Source organism: Streptomyces blattellae, assembly GCF_009709555.1.
GTDB classification, from domain to species: domain Bacteria; phylum Actinomycetota; class Actinomycetes; order Streptomycetales; family Streptomycetaceae; genus Streptomyces; species Streptomyces blattellae.
Genome location: NZ_WJBG01000167.1, coordinates 141,390 through 159,565, shown reverse-complemented (window position 1 = coordinate 159,565; position 18,176 = coordinate 141,390). Strand labels below are relative to the sequence as shown.

The following is an 18,176-nucleotide window of genomic DNA, read 5'->3' as shown; positions in this document are numbered from 1 at the left end:
GACGCCGGAATCAGAGGGTGGGATCAGACGGTCGGGACCTCCGCAGCCCCGATCAGTTCACGGCAGCGCTTCACATCCCCCGCCATGGCCTCCAGCAGGGCCTCCAGCGAGTCGAACTTCTCCTGCCCGCGCACATAGGCGAGGAAGTCCACGGCCACATGCAGCCCGTACAGATCGAGCCCCACGCGGTCGATGGCGTACGCCTCCACCGTGCGCTCGGTGCCGTCAAACTGCGGGTTGGTTCCAACGGAGATCGCGGCCGGCATGGCCTCGCCCTGTGCGTGCAGCCAGCCCGCGTAGACGCCGTCGGCGGGGATGGCGGTGTGCGGGAGGGTCTCGACGTTCGCCGTGGGGAAGCCGAGTTCGCGGCCGCGCTGGGCGCCGCGGACGACCACGCCCTCGACGCGGTGTGGGCGGCCGAGGACCTCGGCGGCGCCCTCGACGTCCCCTTCGGTGACCAGTCGGCGGGTCAGGGTCGAGGAGAAGGGCTGGCCGCCGCCCGCCTCACCGTACACGTACAAATCGATCACCTCGACCTCGAAGTCGTAGACCTTGCCCTGCTCGGCGAGGAACTCCACATTGCCCGCGGCCTTGTGGCCGAAGCGGAAGTTGGGGCCCTCGACGACCGCCTTGGCGTGCAGCTTGTCGACCAGGACCTTGACGACGAAGTCGGCGGGCGACAGCCGCGAGAACTCGGTCGTGAAGGGGAGGATCAGCACCGCGTCCACGCCCAGCTGCGCCATCAGGTCGGCGCGGCGGTGGTGCGGGGCGAGCAGCGGCGGGTGGCTGCCGGGGCGGACGACCTCGCTGGGGTGCGGGTCGAAGGTGACCACGACGGAGGGAACGCCCAGCTCGCGGGCGCGCTCCACCGCACGCCGGATGATCAGCTGGTGTCCGCGGTGGACTCCGTCATAGGAACCGATGGTGACGACGCTGCGCCCCCAGTCCTGGGGGATGTCCTCCAAGCCACGCCAGCGCTGCACTGTGTCTGCTCCTTGTCGGAAACTCGCCGAACCTGTGTCCGTGTCTGAGCCTGTTCCTACGCAGGTCTAAGGGTGCCATGCCGCGTCCGCCCGGCCCGCATCGGCATCTGGGCTGTGACAGGGCGCACGCTCACGCGGGCACGCGGGGGCCCGCCAGGCTCTCGATCATGCGGCGCGCGCTGGGGCCGACGACCGCCGCCCATTCCGCGGGCGCGTCGGTGAGCCAGCCCGCGACCAGCGTGGCGAAGCCGCGGACCTGGCGGCCCAGGTCGACCAGGGCGCGGTCGAAGCGGGCCGCGCCGTCCGGGGTGCGGACGAGGAGGAGGCCGATGTGACGGACCAGGTCACGGAGGTCGGGCCCGCCGTGCCAGGCGGCGGCGCGCAGGAGGGCGTCGAGGACGGTGGGGGTGCGCTCATGGGCCAGCAGGAAGTCGAGCAGTTCGCGGCGCAGGGGGCGGGAGGCGGGGGTGCCACGAGCGGCCAGTACGGGGGCCAGCGCGGCCCGGACCTGTTCGGGGCCGCCGTCCAGCAGACCGGTGACCAGCGGGAACAGTACGGAACGGGCGACCGGTCCCTGGTCCAGGCGCCGGTCGACGTACGCCGCCACATCCGCCGCCGTCTCCGGCCGCCGCTGCACCGCCTCCCTTACGACACCCGCGACCCGGCGCGCAAGAGTCGGCGTCGTGACATCGGCGAGCGTGCGCAGCGCCTCCCCGCCGTCCGGCCGGCGCAGCCGCTCCCGGAAGGCGTCCAGCACCGGATCCGGGTGGGTCGCGAGGGCGCCGACCAGCGCACCCGGCGGGATGTGCGGATCCCCGGACGCGAAGTGCCGCAGCGCCTGCGGGAGATGGCGGGCCCGGGCCCGCGGATCCCGTACGAGGAGGGCGAGCGCGCCGCCGCGCAGGGTGCGGTCGGCGGGGTGGGCGAGCAGGGCGAGGGCGGCGTAGCGGAGCAGTTCACGGTCAGCCTCGGTGCGTACATGGGGCGCGGCCCGCAGCCCGTACACCGCCGCCGCGGCCCGCCGCGCCGGCCGCGCGTCGTGCGCCCATCGGTCGACGGCCCGGCACATCGCCGACGGCTCGTCCTCCGCCAGTACGTCCAGCAGTTCCTCGGCGCGACGGTGCGCACAGTCGACGAGCACCTCCGTCAGGTCGTCCAGGGCCCGGTGGCGATGCGTGTGCAGCAGCGCCTGCGCGGCCTTCGCGACGGTCGCGTGCGGGGTGGCGGGCAGCGGGCGCTCGTCGTCGAACCAACGGGTGAGATGCGGTTGTACGGCGGTGGGGGCGGCGGCGAGCAGGTGCGCGGCGGCGTCGAGGTAACGGGGGCCGTCGGTGTCGTCCGGGGCGGGGTCGGCGAGGAGGAGCCGGCGCAGGAGGTCGAAGCGGGTGACCTCGGGCAGGGCGAGGGCGGTCCAGAATCGCGGACCGAAGTCGCTGGGAGCCGTGGGGTGTTGCTGCCGCCATGCCACCACGCGGTCGGCGAGCAGTCGCAGGACACCGGTGTACGGCGTCGCGTCGGATACCCGCGGCAGGACTTCTGCCAGGAGGCGGGCGGGCCACCAGGAGCGCGGGTCGGCATCCAGGGCGTCGACCAACTCCTGGAGGCGGGCGGCCAGTTCGGGGGCGCCCCGCTGGCGGGCGAGGAGGAGCAGGGACTGGATCACCGGGCCGATGCGGTGGTGCGGGTCCTGCGGATGCCTGATCAGGGTGTGCAGGGCCTCGGCCAGGTCGAGATGCATGCCCTGGAGCCAGTCGGCGAGTTCCTCGTGGGCGAAGCGGTAGCCGGTGCCTGCGGGGACGAGGAGGCCCTCGGTGAGGACGGCGGACGGCCAGCCGGTGCCGAAGGGGAACAGCGCCTCGAACGACTCCCGGTCCAGTGCGCCCTGGCCCTCGCCGAGGCTGCGGCGGGCGGCTGCGTGGATCCGGCCGGAGACCTGTGCGGCGAGTCTGCGTACGGCGGTGCCGTGCAGTCCGGTTTCGGTGGCGAGGCAGGTGGCGATGCGGAGGCTCATCAGGTCGAGGTGGGCCGTGAAGACGTCGTGGCGGTCGAGGGGGGTCGTGAGGGTGGCAGGAGTGGCGGGGGTGGCGGGGATGGCGGGGGTTCGGGCGTCGGGGAGGGCAGCGAGGACCTCGGAGAGGAGGCGGAGGGTGAGGGGGTGGTGGGCGTCGGGGGTGGTGAGGGTGCCGTCGGGGATGGCGTAGCGGGAGCGGGCGAGGGCTGCCTCGTCGGCGGTGAGGTCGGTCAGGTGGATGCAGGGAGGTAGGTGCGGGTGGGGCCGTGGTGGCCGTCGGGGAGTCTCGCCCCCGCCGCCCCTACCCGTCCCATCCTGAAGGGGCTCCGCCCCTTCGACCCCGCCAAGGGGCTCCGCCCCCTGGACCCCCGAGCGGCCTCCGGCCTCGTCCTCAAACGCCGGACGGGCTGAGATGTGCAGACGCGCTGAGATATGCAACAGGCCTCTTGGGAAGTGAGCCCCCGCCCACTCCCAGTACTCCTCCCTGCACGCCAGCACCAACTGCGCCCCCTTCTCCCGCAGCCACCTCACCGTGCCGTCCGTCCACTCGGGGAGTCGGTCGGCCAGGGGCGGAGGCATGTGCTCGGGACTGTCCAGGAGGAGGAGCAGGGGGCGGTCGGCGTCGTGGGCCACCTGCGCGAGGTGTTCCGGGGTGACGGTTCGGGCCGCTCGCTGCAGTGTGCGGCGGGCCGCGTCCGCGATCGATGTGTCGTCGGCGTGCAGGTCGGCGCCGCGGAGCCAGAGGGTGGGGGCTCGGTGGCGACGAGCGGCCAGGGCGGCCAGTTCTGTCGTACGGCCGGTGCCCGGTGGGCCGACGAGGGCGAGGACGGCCGCGGACGAGTTGGTGAACTCGGCGAACTCCTTTACCGTAGCCGCCCGTTCGACCGGTTCAACCCGTTCAACCCGTTCGACACGTTCGACCGGATCGACCTGTTCGACCGGGGCGAGCAGGTCGACCGGCACGACCGGCACGACCGGCGCGACCGGGGCGACCGGCGCGACCGGGGCGACCGGCGCGACCGGGGCGACCGGCGCGAACAGGTCGACCGCACCCGGCGAGACGTTCTGGCCATGTGACATGGCCGTGAGTTCCAGTACACCGGCCAGGTTGAGATCCGCGCCGTAGGCGGGCACCGTCGCCGCGTTGCGGGCCAGCAGGTCGGCGAGTGGGCCTTCGGTGGTACGGGGCAGGGGCACGGCGAAACCGACGCTGCGGTGGCCGGACTGCAGGGCCGTGCCGAGGACGCCGAGGACGGCGCCGGTCGTGGTGTCGAGGACCGGTCCCCCAGCCGCCCCGCCGCCGAGGCGGAGTGCGTCGCGGCCGGCGGTGCCGATCGCCAACTCCAGGGCGCCGTCGAGGAGATGGAAGCGGTCGGTGGCCGTGTACGTCACGGCGGTCACGTCGAGGACGCGGGCCTCGCGCCAGCATCCCGCGAGGAGGCGGACGTATCTGCCGGTCTCGATCCGGTCCCGGACCGAGACGGGAAGCGGGTCCACGCCGAGTCCCGCGGTGCGGACGAGGGCCAGGTTCAGGTCGGGCAGCGGGGTCACCGCGTCGGCGGTCACCAGGCAGGTGCGGTCGTCGGCGGCACGCACCACCAGCCGGGTCAGGCCGTCGACGGCTTCGTGGCTGGTGACGACCGTGCCCTCGTGGTCGGCGACGAATCCGGTGCCGCGCGGGCGCCCCGCCAAGTCCTGGAGACGGACGAGGACTTCGTCGCGCCCGCGCTCCACGCCCGTGCCGTCGCCCGTATCGTCGCCCGTGCCGGCCGGCGTCCGCTGTCCGCCTCCGGTCCGCGGGCCCCGTCCCGCCATGGTCGAACCTCCCCGCCGTCCACCCATGCTCGTATTCGACCGTAGGCACAAGGTGATCAGCGGGACAGATCGCGCCGCGAACGCGCCCCCTTCCGCTCCCTCGGTTCACTCCGAGCGCCTGCCCGGACGGGTGAAAAGGAGGGGTCCGCTGGATACACCCTAGGGGTGGGGGAACCGAGGGGGACCGTGGAGCGGCGGGCAGAGGACGACCCCGTGCCCGTCGCTCCACGGGAGGGGCAGGGGAAAAGGGCTGCTCAGCCGAAGACGGCAAGGCTCTTCGCCTTGCCCTTCTGCTCCTCGACGAGCGCGAGGAATCCGCCGTCGGGGTCGAACACGGCCACGGCACCCTTGCCCGCGTACTCGTCGGGCATCTCCAGCCGTACTCCGTTCGTCAGCAGCCGGGCCCGCCTGGCGTCCACGTCCCAGCGCGGGAACGCCGCCGCGGCGGCCTCGGCGATCGGCATCACGGTCAGCTCCTCCTGGAGCTGGTCCAGGGTCCGGGCCGAGTCCAGCTTGTACGGTCCCACGCGCGTCCGGCGCAGCGCGGTGAGGTGTCCGCCGACGCCCAGGTCGGCGCCCAGGTCACGGGCGAGCGCCCGGATGTAGGTGCCGGACGAGCAGACCACCGAGACGACCAGGTCGAGCACGGGCGTGCCGTCCTCGGCGACGGCGTCCCGGACGTCGTACACGGCGAAGGAGGAGATGGTGACCTCTCTGGCCGGGATCTCGAAGTCCTCGCCGTCCCGGGCCCGCTTGTACGACCGCACGCCGTCGATCTTGATGGCGCTGACCTTGGACGGCACCTGCATGATGTCGCCGGTGAGCTTGGCGATCCCGGCGTCGACGGCCTCGCGGGTCACCTTCGAGGCGTCGGCCGATCCCGTGACCTCGCCCTCGGCGTCGTCGGTGAGGGTCGTCTGCCCGAGGCGGATCGTGCCCAGGTACTCCTTCTCGGTCAGCGCGAGATGGCCGAGAAGCTTGGTGGCCTTCTCGACACCGAGGACGAGCACGCCCGTCGCCATGGGGTCGAGGGTGCCGGCGTGGCCGACACGTCGTGTCCTCGCGATGCCGCGCATCTTGGCGACGACGTCGTGCGAGGTGAAGCCCGACGGCTTGTCGACGATGACAAGGCCGTCGGGCGTCCGGTTCTTCTGGGTCATTCGGCGGCGTCGTCCTCGTCGTCACCCGGCTTCTTGTACGGGTCCGCGTCACCGGCGTACGCGGCGCCCGCGGACACCTCGCGCACCTTCGCGTCGGAGGCACGCGCCTTGTCGAGGAGGTCCTCGATGTTCCTGGCGGTGTCCGGCAGGGCGTCCGCGACGAAGGCGAGGGTGGGCGTGAACTTCACGCCCGCCGCCGCGCCCACCGCGGAGCGCAGGACGCCCTTGGCGCTCTCCAGGCCGGCGGCTGCGGCTGCCCGCTCCTCGTCGTCGCCGTACACGGTGTAGAAGACGGTCGCCTCCCGCAGGTCGCCCGTCACCCGGGTGTCCGTGATGGTGACGTGCGAGCCGAGCCGCGGGTCCTTGATCCCACGCTGCAGCTTCTGGGCCACCACCTCTCGGATGAGGTCCGCCAGCCTCTTGGCGCGCGCGTTGTCGGCCACTGGTCCGTCTCCCGTTCTTTCCTGTCTTGGTTCTCTGGGTCAGTCGTCGTCACCGTGGAAGCGGCGTCTCACCGACAGCAGCTCCACTTCGGGGCGCCCCGCGACCAGCCGCTCGCACCGGTCCAGTACGTCGGTGAGGTGACCGGCGTCGCCGGACACCATGGCGATGCCGATCTCGGCCCGCCGGTAGAGGTCCATGTGGTCCACCTCGGCCGCGCTCACCGCGTACTTGCGCTGGAGCTCGGCGACGATCGGGCGGACGACGGAGCGCTTCTCCTTCAGCGACCGTACGTCGCCGAGGAGCAGGTCGAAGGACAACGTCCCCACATACATGTGTGTAACCGGTTCACCCGCCGGTACGGGATCGATGGCCCCGCCAGTCAGTCGGCGGGGACATCAAGAACGGTACCGCGCCCCTGCCACAGGGCTCGACCGGGTTTCGCCCGCGGGCTGCGCCCGGCTCCCGCGTCAGCGCCATGGCGGTGTGTGTCCTTGTGCGGGTGCGGGTCGTGTGTGGTTGCCCGCGCCCACGCGGCGGAGCCGCATATCGACACAGCCCCGCGCCCCTTGCGGGCGTTGGACGCCCCCGGTGAGAGAAGGTACTGGCCGACGGGACCGGAGTCCCGTCGGCCAGCAGGTGCCGTCGGCTGTTACACCCGCGGCTTCTCCCTCATCTCGTACGTCGCGATGACGTCGTCGACCTTGATGTCGTTGAAGTTGCCGAGGTTGATACCGCCCTCGAACCCTTCGCGGATCTCGGTGACGTCGTCCTTGAAGCGACGCAGACCATCGATGTTGAGGTTCTCCGCGACCACCTTGCCGTCGCGGACGAGACGCGCCTTGGTGTTGCGCCTGACCTCGCCGGAGCGGATGAGGACACCCGCGATGTTGCCCAGCTTGGACGACTTGAAGACCTCGCGGATCTCCGCCGTACCGAGCTCGACCTCTTCGTACTCCGGCTTGAGCATGCCCTTGAGGGCTGCCTCGATCTCCTCGATGGCCTGGTAGATCACCGAGTAGTACCGGACGTCGACGCCCTCGCGCTCCGCCATCTGCGCGGCACGGCCGGCCGCACGGACGTTGAAGCCGATGACGATGGCGTCCGAGCCCATGGCCAGGTCGATGTCCGACTCCGTGACCGCACCGACGCCGCGGTGCAGGACGCGGATGTCGACCTCTTCGCCGACGTCCAGCTGGAGCAGGGAGGACTCCAGAGCCTCGACGGAACCAGAAGCGTCACCCTTGATGATGAGGTTGAGCTGCTGGACCTCGCCGGCCTTGAGCACCTTGTCCAGGTCCTCCAGCGAGACGCGGCGCGTGCGCTTGGCGAAGGCCGCATTGCGCTCGCGGGCGGCACGCTTCTCGGCGATCTGGCGGGCCGTACGGTCCTCCTCGACGACGAGGAAGTTGTCGCCCGCGCCCGGGACGTTGGTCAGGCCCAGGACCTGGACCGGCGTCGACGGGCCCGCCTCGGTGACGTTGTTGCCGGTGTCGTCGAGCATGGCGCGCACCCGGCCGTAGGCGTCGCCCACGACCATCGTGTCGCCGACCCGCAGCGTGCCCCGCTGGACGAGGACCGTCGCCACGGCACCGCGGCCGCGGTCGAGACGGGACTCGATCGAGATGCCCTGCGCGTCCTGGTTCGGGTTGGCCCGCAGGTCGAGCGAGGCGTCGGCCGTGAGGATCACGGCCTCCAGCAGCGAGTCGATGTGCAGGCCCTGCTTGGCGGAGATGTCGACGAACATCGTCTCGCCGCCGTACTCCTCGGCCACCAGGCCGTACTCGGTCAGCTGACCGCGCACCTTGGTCGGGTCGGCGCCCTCGACGTCGATCTTGTTGACCGCGACGACGATCGGGACGTCGGCCGCCTTGGCGTGGTTGAGCGCCTCGACCGTCTGCGGCATGACGCCGTCGTTGGCCGCGACGACCAGGATCGCGATGTCGGTCGACCGGGCACCACGGGCACGCATGGCGGTGAACGCCTCGTGACCCGGGGTGTCGATGAAGGTGATCGCGCGGTCCTCGTCATTGACCTGGGTCGAGACCTGGTAGGCACCGATGTGCTGGGTGATGCCGCCGGCCTCGCCCGCGATGACGTTCGTCTTGCGGATGGCGTCGAGGAGCCGGGTCTTACCGTGGTCGACGTGACCCATGACGGTCACGACCGGCGGACGGACCACCAGGTCCTCGTCGTCGCCCTCGTCCTCGCCGAACTCGATGTCGAAGGACTCCAGCAGCTCGCGGTCCTCCTCCTCGGGGCTGACGATCTGAACCGTGTAGTTCATCTCGCCGGCGAGGAGTTCCAGCGTCTCGTCGGAGACGGACTGGGTGGCCGTGACCATCTCGCCGAGGTTCATCATCACCGCGACGAGGGACGCCGGGTTGGCGTTGATCTTCTCCGCGAAGTCGGTGAGGGAGGCACCGCGCGACAGGCGAATGGCCTCGCCGTTGCCGCGAGGCAGCATCACGCCGCCGACCGACGGGGCCTGCATGGCCTCGTACTCCTGGCGCCGCTGCCGCTTCGACTTGCGGCCACGACGCGCCGGACCGCCGGGACGCCCGAAGGCACCCTGCGTGCCACCACGGCCACCCGGACCACCGGGACGACCGCCGAAGCCGGGACGGCCACCGCCGCCGCCACCGGGACCGCCGGGACGACCGGCGAAGCCGCCACCGGCACCGCCGCCACCCGGACCGCCGGGACGACCGGCGAAGCCGCCGCCACCACCGCCACCGGGACGACCGGCGAAGCCGCCGCCCGGACGACCGCCGCCACCGCCACCGGGACGACCGCCGCCGCCGGGACCGCGGCCACCGGGGCCACCGCCACCGGGACGACCGCCGGCCGCGGGACGCTGCGGCATCATGCCGGGGTTCGGACGGTTGCCGCCCGGACCGCCGGGGCCGCCGCCGGGACGCGGGGCCTGCGGACGGGGCATGCCCGACGGGCTCGGACGGTTGCCGCCCGGAGCCTGCGGACGGGGACCGCCGCCGGCCGCGCCCTGGGGACGCGGACCGCCCTGGCCCGCACCCTGCGGACGCGGGGCACCGGGGCCGCCGGGGCCGCCATGGCCGCCAGGTCGGGGAGCGCCGCCCGGACGGGGCGCCTGCGGGCGTGCCATGCCGGTGGAGCCACCGGAGGTGAAGGGGTTGTTCCCCGGACGGGGACCGGCCGGACGGGCGCCCGGACGCGGAGCCTGGCCACCCGGACGCGGAGCCTGGCCGCCGGGACGGCGGTCGCCGCCCGGACGCTCGCCACGGTCACCGCGGCGCTCACCGGGCCCACCGGGACGGGCGCCGGGCTTGGGCGCACCGGGACGCGGCGCGGACGGCGCGGGAGCCGACGGCGGGGCGGTGAACTCCGGGGTCGTGGGTGCCGCCGGGGCCGGACGCGGCGCGGGCTTCGGGCCCGGCGTCGGGCGCGGACCCGGAGTGGCCGGCGCGGGCGCCGACGGGGCAGCGGGCCGCTCGGCCGCTGCGGGCTTGGGGGCCGGCGGCTTGGGAGCAGCCGGACGTTCCCCCACTGCCTTGACGGCGTGGGAGGGGGCCCCAGCCTGCGCCGGAGAGGGCGCGGCGGGCCTGGGGGCGGCCTTCCTGGGGGCACCGGGCTTGGCGGCGGACTTGCCGTTACCACCGGCCTGGAAGGCGTCAGTCAGTTTGCGGACAACGGGCGCCTCGATCGTCGAGGACGCAGATCGGACAAATTCACCGAGTTCTTGGAGCTTGGCCATGACGACCTTGCTCTCAACCCCGAACTCCTTGGCGAGTTCGTATACCCGGACCTTAGCCACTTCGCTCCTTTTAGGTCCGGGTTGCGGCCGGACCGTCGCTACTTCATGGGCGTACTCATCGCGTACTCATCGAGTGCTCATCGCAATCTCGACCTACTTCCGACTCGCGAGGTACCAGGGCCGCACGGGGTTCCGCACGACGCGTCTTACGGTGTTGCCTGCTCAGCAAGGTGCTGCTGACAAGCTTCTGTCTCCTCGACGTAGTGGCGCAACGCCTTTGTGTCGAGCGCTCCCGGGGCGCGCAGCGCCCGCGTGAACGCCCGGCGGCGTACCGCCTGGTCGAGACAGACCAGGGCGGGGTGTACATAGGCACCCCGGCCGGGCAGCGTACCGCGTGGATCAGGGACGCATGCGTCCCTGATCGCCACGATGCGCAGCAGATCAGTCTTGGCCGCTCGCTCCCGGCACCCCACACAGGTGCGCTCAGGGCATGCGCGGGCTCGCGTCCGGCCAGACACCCTTAAGTCTACCTCCCCGCGCCGACCTCACCCCTTTGGGGCAAGAATCGAACGGTTCTTCACATGGATCTGTCGTGATCCAAGCCACCGGCGGCCTGGATCTATTCCCGGCCCTGCTCGGACGACCGCTCGGACGACTGCTCGGTGTCCGGACGGATGTCGATCCGCCAGCCGGTGAGCCGGGCCGCGAGGCGGGCGTTCTGCCCTTCCTTGCCGATCGCCAGTGACAGCTGGTAGTCGGGCACGGTCACGCGCGCGGAGCGGGCGGCGAGGTCGACGACGTCCACCTTGGATACCCGGGCCGGCGAGAGCGCGTTCGCCACCATCTCGGCCGGGTCGTCCGACCAGTCGACGATGTCGATCTTCTCGCCGTTCAGCTCGCCCATCACATTGCGCACCCGGCCGCCCATGGGGCCGATGCAGGCGCCCTTGGCGTTCAGCCCCGAACGGGTGGACCGTACGGCGATCTTCGTACGGTGTCCGGCCTCGCGTGCGATGGCGGCGATCTCGACGGACCCGTCGGCGATCTCCGGCACCTCCAGAGCGAAGAGCTTCTTCACCAGATTGGGGTGCGTGCGGGAGAGGGTGACGGAGGGACCGCGGACGCCCTTGGCCACCCGGACGACGTACGACCGAAGCCGCATCCCGTGCGGATAGGTCTCGCCCGGGACCTGCTCCTGCACCGGCAGGATGGCCTCCAGCTTGCCGATGTCGACGAGGACGTTCTTCGGGTCGCGGCCCTGCTGGACCACGCCGGTGACGATGTCGCCCTCACGGCCGGCGTACTCGCCGAGCGTGGCGTCGTCCTCGGCGTCGCGCAGCCGCTGCAGGATGACCTGCTTGGCGGTGGTGGCGGCGATACGGCCGAAGCCGGAGGGGGTGTCGTCGAACTCGCGGGGCTCCTGGCCCTCCTCGATGTCCTCCGGGTCCTCCTTCGCCCACACGGTCACATGCCCGGTCTCCCGGTTGAGCTCCACGCGCGCGTGGCGGCGGCTTCCCTCGGTGCGGTGGTAGGCGATGAGGAGGGCGGACTCGATCGCCTCGACCAGCAGGTCGAAGGAGATCTCCTTCTCCCGTACCAAGCCCCGCAGGGCACTCATGTCGATGTCCACGGCTACGCCTCCTCCTCTTCCTTCATGTCCTTGTGATCCTTGCGGTTGAACTCCACCTGCACCCGGGCCTTGACGACGTCGTCGAGGGCGAGCCGGCGAGTGGTGGCCTTGCGGCCCTTCACACCGGGCACTTCGAGGTCCACACCCTCGTCGTCCACGGTCAGGATTCTGGCGACCAGTTCCCCGTCCTCGGCGAGCTGGAACCTCACCAGGCGGCCGGTGGCACGCACATAGTGGCGGTGTTCCCTGAGTTCGCGCTCGGCACCGGGGGTTCCGACCTCCAGGGTGTACTCCCCCTGCCCCATCGCGTCCGTCTCGTCGAGCTTCGCCGAGAGCGCGCGGCTCACCTCGGCGATCGCGTCCAGATCGGCACCTTCGTCGGAGTCGACGACCACACGCAGCACCCGCTTGCGTCCGACCGAGTCCACTGCGATCTCTTCGAGATCCAGGCCCTGGGAGGTGACGAGCGGTTCGAGCAGTTCTCGCAGCCTCTCGCTCTGGGTGGTGCTCATCCGGGTGACTCCTCGGCCGCGTTTGCTGTTGTGGTTGGGTCGCGTGTCTGGTCAAAGGGTATCCGGTCACGGGGGGTGTTGCCGTCCACCGGAACTCGGTTGGGTGCCGGTGAGTGGAGTCGGACGTTTGCGCGGGTACCGTGATCACGGGCGAGCCGCCCCTTCCCTTCGTACGAGCCCCGAGGACGTCTGCCGTGTCGTTCCCCCCGCCGCCGCGCACCCCCTCGGGTCCGCGCAGAAGGAGCCTGCTCATCTCGGTCGCGGGCAGCGCCGTGCTCACGGGCTGCTCGGCCGAGTCCGACGCCGACGGCACCGGCGGCAGTCCGCCGGCCGCCGACCGGGCACGCGCGCGTGCGGCCCGCGACAGCGACGGACTGGTGGAGCGGTACGACGCGGTGACCGCCGCACATCCGGCGCTGGCGGAGCGGCTGCGACCGCTGCGGGCGGAGGCGGTACGGCATGCGGAGGCGTTCGGCAGGGCGGGCGCCGAGTCCGCCTCACCGACGGCCTCGGCGTCTGCGCCGGCCGCCGTCCCCACCGACGAGAAGGCCGCTCTCGCCGAACTCGCCGCCGCCGAGCGGGCCCTCGCGGACCGGCGGGCCGAGACGCTGCTGGACATGCCGGGCGAGCTGGCGCGGCTGCTGGCGTCCGTGGCGGCGGCCGGGGCGGCACACGCGTATCTGCTGACGGAGGGTGACAGGTGAGCGAGGCCGAGGACGGGCAGCTGACGGCGTTCCAGGCGGCCCTGGCGGCCGAACACGCCGCCGTGTACGGCTACGGAGTGGTCGGCGGGCGGATCGACGAAGGACGCCGTACGCAGGCCAGGGCGGCGTACGACGCCCACCGGGCCCGGCGGGACGCGCTGGCGCGCGCGGTGCGGGACCTGGGCGGAAAGCCGGTGGCCGCGGACGCGGGCTACGCGCTGCCCTTCGCGGTGCCGGACTCCGCGGCGGCCGTCCGCCTCGCCGCGGAGCTGGAGGACGGGGTGGCCGGGGTCTACTCCGACCTGGTGCGCGCCACCGACGGCGAGCGCCGGCGCACGGCCGCCGAGGCCCTGCGGGAGGCGGCGGTGCGGGCGGTGCGCTGGCGCGGCGAGAGCGTAGCCTTCCCTGGGCTCGTCGAGCGGACCACCGCGTCGGCGCCGGCGACGCCCTCGGCGTGACGCCTCGTACTCCGCGAGTGAGCCGTAGGAGCGAGCCGGTGTCGAGAGCGCCCCGGAGGCGAACGGGTGCCCCGGCGGGCAACGTTTGCCCGTCAAGGAGCGGCGTCGGGGGGGTACCTCCCGCCCGAGCCGTGCGAAGCGCGGTTCGAGGGTGGGGGAGCGTGCTCTCGGTGTGCCGGGTGCAAGCCCTCGTACTGGACGTACTTGGGCTTGTGCCGGTGCGGCGAGAGGGCGTGCCGGGCGTCGCGACGGGGCAGACGTTGCCTGCCGGGGCACGAGCACAGAGAGACGAAGGGAACGGCTCGCGTATGGCTTTCGAACCGCCGCGACGTCTGGTCAGGGCGCTCGGCGAGGCGGCACCGGAGGGTGACGACTGGCTGGAGAAGCTGCCCCAGGCGGCTCAGCAGGCCGTCGCGCTACGCGAGTTGACCGTGGAGCGGGTGCAGGTGCCGGGCGGGCGCAGCAGCCTGGTCGTGCTGGTGCGGCTGCCGGACGGTACGCCCGCCGTGCTGAAGCTGGCCCCGCGCCGGGCCCGCCCGGAGAGCGAGCGGGCCGCGCTCGCCCACTGGGGCGGTCTGGGCGCCGTACAACTCCTGGAGCAGTTCACCGCCGAGGGGGTGCTGCTGCTGGAGCGGCTGCATCCGGATGTGTCGGTGCGGTCGCTGCCGGAGGCGAAGGCGTTGCTGGAGGCGGCGGGGACGTTGCGGCGGCTGTGGGTGGAGCCGCCGGGTGAGCATGCTTTCGAGACCGTCGCCGGGCGGACGGGGCGGCAGGCCGTGGCGATGCGGGGCGCGTCCGCGGAGTTTTCGGCACTGGTGAGCGCCGCTCTCGACGCACGGGAGTCACTGCTGGCCGCGCCGCCTGAGGAGCGGTTGCTGCACGGGACGTTCCGGCAGAGCAAGGTGCTGGCCGGGGAGCGGATGCCGTGGTTGGCCGTGGGGCCGGACCCGGTGGTCGGGGAGTGCGCGTTCGATCTGGCCCGGCTGGTACGGGACCGGGTGGAGGATCTGATCGCCTCTCCGTCGGGCGCGGCGACGACCCGCCGACGGGTCAAGCGGCTCGCGGAGTCGCTTGAGGTGGATCAGGAGCGTCTGCGGGGCTGGACGTTGTTCCGGGCCGTGGAGTCGGGCGTGCGGGCGCTGCGGGTCGGGCGGCCCCGGGACGCGGAGTTGTTGCTGGAATTCGCCGGGTGGCTTTGAGGGTCGCGGTTCGTCTGCGAGTGCGTGGGAGACCGGTCGCTCCCCCATCACGGCGGAGCCGCAGGTCGATACAGCTCCGCCGTCCTTACGCACTCACGTCGGGTTCAGGTCACGCGGTCAGGCGGGCGATCGCCTCGTCGACCGTCAGTTCCTCACGCTCGCCGGTCCTGCGGTCCTTCAGCTCCAGGACGCCCTCGGCGGACCGGCGGCCCGCGACCAGGATCTGCGGTACGCCGATCAGCTCGGAGTCCGTGAACTTCACGCCCGGGGAGACGCCCGCGCGGTCGTCGACCAGGACGCGCAGCCCGGCCGCGGCGAGCTTCGCCGAGACGTCGAGGGCCAGCTCGATCTGGAGGGCCTTGCCCGCGGCGACCACGTGCACGTCGGCCGGGGCGACCTCCTTCGGCCAGCACAGGCCCTTGTCGTCGGCGGACTGCTCGGCGAGGGCGGCGACCGCGCGGGAGACGCCGATGCCGTACGAGCCCATGGTCACGCGGACCGGCTTGCCGTTCTGGCCGAGGACGTCGAGCTTCAACGCGTCCGCGTACTTGCGGCCCAGCTGGAAGATGTGGCCGATCTCGATGGCGCGGTCCAGCTTGAGGCCGGTGCCGCACTTCGGGCAGGGGTCGCCCTCCTGGACGACCACGACGTCGACGTACGCGCCGACCTCGAAGTCACGGCCCGCGACGACGTTCTTGGCGTGCGTGTTCACCTTGTTGGCGCCCGTGATCCAGGACGTGCCTGGGGCCACGCGCGGGTCGGCGAGGATCTTGATCTTCTCGTCCAGGCCCTGCGGGCCGGCGTAGCCGCGGACCAGGTCCGCGCGCGCCGCGAAGTCCGCCTCGGTGACCATCTCGACGACGGCCGGGGTGAAGTGCGCCTCGACCTTGTCCATGTCGACCTCGCGGTCGCCGGGGACGCCGATGGCGACGATCTCGCCGTCGGCCTTGACGAGGAGGGTCTTCAGGGTGTCGGAGGCCGGGACGCCGAGGTGGGCGGCGAGGGCCTCGATGGTGGGGGTGTCCGGGGTCGGGATCTCTTCGAGGGCGGGCACGCCTGCGGCGTCCACCGGCTTCAGCTCGTACGAGATCGCCTCGGTGTTGGCGGCGAAGTCGCAGTTCGGGCAGTCCGCGAAGGTGTCCTCGCCGGCCTCGGCGGGAGCGAGGAACTCCTCCGACTTCGAGCCGCCCATCGCGCCCGCGGTCGCGGCGCAGATGCGGTAGTCGAGGCCGAGACGCTCGAAGACGCGCTGATAGGCCTGGCGGTGCAGGGCGTAGGACCGGGCGAGGCCCTCGTCCTCCGTGTCGAAGGAGTACGAGTCCTTCATCAGGAACTCACGGCCGCGCAGGATGCCGGCGCGGGGGCGGGCCTCGTCGCGGTACTTGTGCTGGATCTGGTAGAGGATCACCGGCAGGTCCTTGTACGAGGACGCCTGGTCTTTCACGAGGAGCGTGAAGATCTCCTCGTGGGTCGGGCCGAGGAGGTAGTCGCCGCCCTTGCGGTCCTGGAGGCGGAACAGTTCGGGGCCGTACTCGTCCCAGCGGCCCGTCGCGTCGTACGGCTCACGCGGCAGCAGGGCGGGGAGCAGTACCTCCTGGGCGCCGATCGCGTCCATCTCCTCGCGGACGATGCGCTCGACGTTGGCGAGGACCTTCTTGCCCAGGGGCAGCCAGGACCAGATGCCGGCGGCGGTGCGGCGGACATAGCCTGCGCGTACGAGCAGCTTGTGGCTGAGGACCTCGGCGTCCGCCGGGTCGTCGCGCAGCGTCTTCGCCATCAACTGGGACATGCGCTGGACCGGTGCGTTCGCCATGTTTCTCGTACTCCTGCTGCGTAAGGGTGATGGCAGGAGGTTAGCCGGGCGGTACGGGGCGGCGGAAATCGGTCAGCGGCGGCGGAGGGGGAGCTGGGCGCCCATCACCGCGTACGGTTTCGGGGCGCTGGGGAAGAGGACCTGGCGGGCCAGGTCCTGGTAGCCGAGGGAGAAGTAGAGGCCGCGGGCCGGGCTGTCGGTGTCGATCGCGGAGAGGATCGAGCGGGGTTCGTCGGCGGTGTCCGTGATCCTGGTGATCAGGGAGCGGCCGATGCCGCGGTTCTGGTAGCGCGGGTGGACATGCAGTTCGGTGATCACGAAGGAGTCGTCGAGCCAGTCCGCGTGGCCCTGGGCGCGGAGGTACGGCTCCACGACCGTGGACCACCAGTGGGTGCGGTCGTTGGGCATGCCGTAGACGAACCCGACGAGACGGTTGGCTGCGGTGGCGCCGAACGCCCTTGCCCCTGGATGGGTCATGTGCCGCAGGACGATCTGACGGCGTACGGCGACCTCGTCCGAGCCGAGTCCGAAGGCGATTGCCTGAACTGCCAGTGCCTCGTCGATCCTTGCGGAGAGGTCCAGGGGGCCGATCACGATGTCTTCGGGGTGACGGTGGCCGTGACCGGGAAAACGCAGCATGTCGGGGAGACTACAGGGGGGTTCGGGGGTTGGTCGCGCGCGGGCTGTCAGGGCTGAGTACGTTCAGAACAGGACACTCATGAACGCGCCGACCTCGCTGAAGCCCACCCGCCGGTACGTCCTTCTCGCCGCCGTGTTGAAGTCGTTGACGTAGAGGCTGACGACCGGGGCGACGTCCGCCAGGGCGTAGCGCAGTACCGCCGCCATGCCCGGGGCCGCGATGCCCATGCCCCGGTACTCGGGGGCCACCCACACTCCCTGGATCTGGCAGGCCCGGTCCGTCGCGGCGCCGATCTCCGCCTTGAAGACGACCTTGCCGTCGGGGCCGAGGCGGGCGAAGGAGCGGCCGGAACCGACCAGTTCGGCGACCCGGGCCTGGTAGAGGAGGCCGCCGTCGCCGGCCATGGGTGAGATGCCGACCTCCTCGGTGAACATCGCCACGCAGGCCGGCATGATCGTGTCCATCTCGTCCTTGCGGATGCGGCGGACGTAGGGATCCGGGGGGATGCCGGCGGGGAGGCGGTCCGTGACCATGAGGGGCTGGTGGGAGCGGACCTCGCGGGCGGGGCCCCAGCTCGGTTCGAGCAGGCGCCACAGCTGGGCGGTGGCGTCGGCGGGGCCGACGATGGAGGAGCAGCGGCGGCCGGCCCGTCTCGCCCGGTCCGCGAAGGCACGTACGGCCCTCGGTGTCGCGCAGATCGGGACGAGGTTGGCGCCCGCGTAGCACAGGGACGTCAGCATGCCGTCCTCGTACCAGCCCCACATCTCGCCGCCGAGCCGCCACGGGTCCAGGCCGGCGATCTGCACCCGGGACGCCACGAAGGCGTTCGCGACCGGCTCGCGGTCGAGAACGGCGAGCGCGGCGTCCAGGTCGCTCGGTTCGAGCACCCGGGAGGTGGTCTGCGTCAACACGTGCGGGGGCCTCACCCTAAGGTCTGCTGATCTCCGCACTGTACCTGCGGAAGCGGGGCCGCGCCGCCCCGTGGAGGTGGCCGCCTGCTCCCCCGTGACCGCACGTGCCGACGACCGTCCCCAGCCGCCCGCTCCGTCCTGAAGGCCTCGTCTTCAGACGCCGGAC

The 18,176-nt window shown here is 72.1% G+C and carries 15 protein-coding genes; 3 read left to right on the top strand and 12 right to left on the bottom strand.

Annotated features, from left to right (window positions below; all coding sequences use genetic code 11):
- Window positions 1–23: 23 nt before the first annotated feature.
- From GFH49_RS21805 to rimP, 9 genes are all read right to left on the bottom strand, one after another.
- A complete protein-coding gene (locus GFH49_RS21805) occupies window positions 24–983 on the bottom strand; it encodes a bifunctional riboflavin kinase/FAD synthetase (RefSeq protein ID WP_155057780.1) in 960 nt (319 codons plus the stop codon).
- Between the two features lie 130 nt (window positions 984–1,113).
- Window positions 1,114–4,809, bottom strand: a complete 3,696-nt coding sequence (locus GFH49_RS39445) for a trypsin-like peptidase domain-containing protein (RefSeq protein WP_230396410.1) — start codon at window positions 4,807–4,809, stop codon at window positions 1,114–1,116.
- A 254-nt stretch (window positions 4,810–5,063) separates the two neighbouring features.
- Complete coding sequence (gene truB / locus GFH49_RS21785) at window positions 5,064–5,969, bottom strand: tRNA pseudouridine(55) synthase TruB (RefSeq protein WP_155057779.1); 906 nt, start codon at window positions 5,967–5,969, stop codon at window positions 5,064–5,066.
- Window positions 5,966–6,412 carry a 30S ribosome-binding factor RbfA gene (rbfA, locus tag GFH49_RS21780; RefSeq protein WP_155057778.1) on the bottom strand — a complete coding sequence of 149 codons (447 nt, stop codon included), beginning with the start codon at window positions 6,410–6,412 and terminating at the stop codon, window positions 5,966–5,968. Before rbfA ends, truB begins: the two co-directional genes overlap by 4 nt.
- Window positions 6,413–6,451: 39 nt before the next feature.
- Entirely contained in the window at window positions 6,452–6,745 is a 294-nt protein-coding gene (locus GFH49_RS21775) for a DUF503 domain-containing protein (RefSeq protein ID WP_155057777.1), read from the bottom strand.
- A 317-nt stretch (window positions 6,746–7,062) separates the two neighbouring features.
- Entirely contained in the window at window positions 7,063–10,203 is a 3,141-nt protein-coding gene (infB, locus tag GFH49_RS21770) for a translation initiation factor IF-2 (protein ID WP_155057776.1), read from the bottom strand.
- 146 nt (window positions 10,204–10,349) lie between these two features.
- Entirely contained in the window at window positions 10,350–10,661 is a 312-nt protein-coding gene (locus GFH49_RS21765; RefSeq protein ID WP_155057775.1) for a YlxR family protein, read from the bottom strand.
- Window positions 10,662–10,762: 101 nt separating this feature from the next.
- A complete protein-coding gene (gene nusA / locus GFH49_RS21760) occupies window positions 10,763–11,773 on the bottom strand; it encodes a transcription termination factor NusA (RefSeq protein WP_155057774.1) in 1,011 nt (336 codons plus the stop codon).
- A gap of 2 nt (window positions 11,774–11,775) precedes the next feature.
- Window positions 11,776–12,285, bottom strand: a complete 510-nt coding sequence (gene rimP / locus GFH49_RS21755) for a ribosome maturation factor RimP (RefSeq protein ID WP_155057773.1) — start codon at window positions 12,283–12,285, stop codon at window positions 11,776–11,778.
- A 194-nt stretch (window positions 12,286–12,479) separates the two neighbouring features.
- On the opposite strand from rimP, the gene GFH49_RS21750 reads away from it, so the two are divergent.
- The 3 genes from GFH49_RS21750 to GFH49_RS21740 all read left to right on the top strand — a co-directional run bounded on the left by GFH49_RS21750 (window position 12,480) and on the right by GFH49_RS21740 (window position 14,646).
- The gene (locus GFH49_RS21750; protein WP_155057772.1) at window positions 12,480–12,989 is read left to right on the top strand and encodes a hypothetical protein; all 510 of its coding nucleotides are present in this window, start codon (window positions 12,480–12,482) and stop codon (window positions 12,987–12,989) included.
- The gene (locus GFH49_RS21745; RefSeq protein WP_155057771.1) at window positions 12,986–13,447 is read left to right on the top strand and encodes a ferritin-like domain-containing protein; all 462 of its coding nucleotides are present in this window, start codon (window positions 12,986–12,988) and stop codon (window positions 13,445–13,447) included. Before GFH49_RS21750 ends, GFH49_RS21745 begins: the two co-directional genes overlap by 4 nt.
- A 308-nt stretch (window positions 13,448–13,755) precedes the next feature.
- Window positions 13,756–14,646 carry an aminoglycoside phosphotransferase family protein gene (locus GFH49_RS21740; protein ID WP_155057770.1) on the top strand — a complete coding sequence of 297 codons (891 nt, stop codon included), beginning with the start codon at window positions 13,756–13,758 and terminating at the stop codon, window positions 14,644–14,646.
- 109 nt (window positions 14,647–14,755) lie between these two features.
- Here GFH49_RS21740 and GFH49_RS21735 read toward each other — a convergent pair whose 3' ends face one another.
- The 3 genes from GFH49_RS21735 to GFH49_RS21725 all read right to left on the bottom strand — a co-directional run bounded on the left by GFH49_RS21735 (window position 14,756) and on the right by GFH49_RS21725 (window position 18,010).
- Window positions 14,756–16,459, bottom strand: a complete 1,704-nt coding sequence (locus GFH49_RS21735) for a proline--tRNA ligase (RefSeq protein ID WP_155057769.1) — start codon at window positions 16,457–16,459, stop codon at window positions 14,756–14,758.
- Between the two features lie 72 nt (window positions 16,460–16,531).
- On the bottom strand, window positions 16,532–17,098 hold the full coding sequence (locus tag GFH49_RS21730) for a GNAT family N-acetyltransferase (RefSeq protein ID WP_155057768.1): 567 nt from the start codon (window positions 17,096–17,098) through the stop codon (window positions 16,532–16,534).
- Window positions 17,099–17,161: 63 nt separating this feature from the next.
- Window positions 17,162–18,010, bottom strand: coding sequence for a GNAT family N-acetyltransferase (locus tag GFH49_RS21725; RefSeq protein WP_196218075.1), 849 nt, complete (start codon window positions 18,008–18,010; stop codon window positions 17,162–17,164).
- Window positions 18,011–18,176 lie beyond the last annotated feature (166 nt).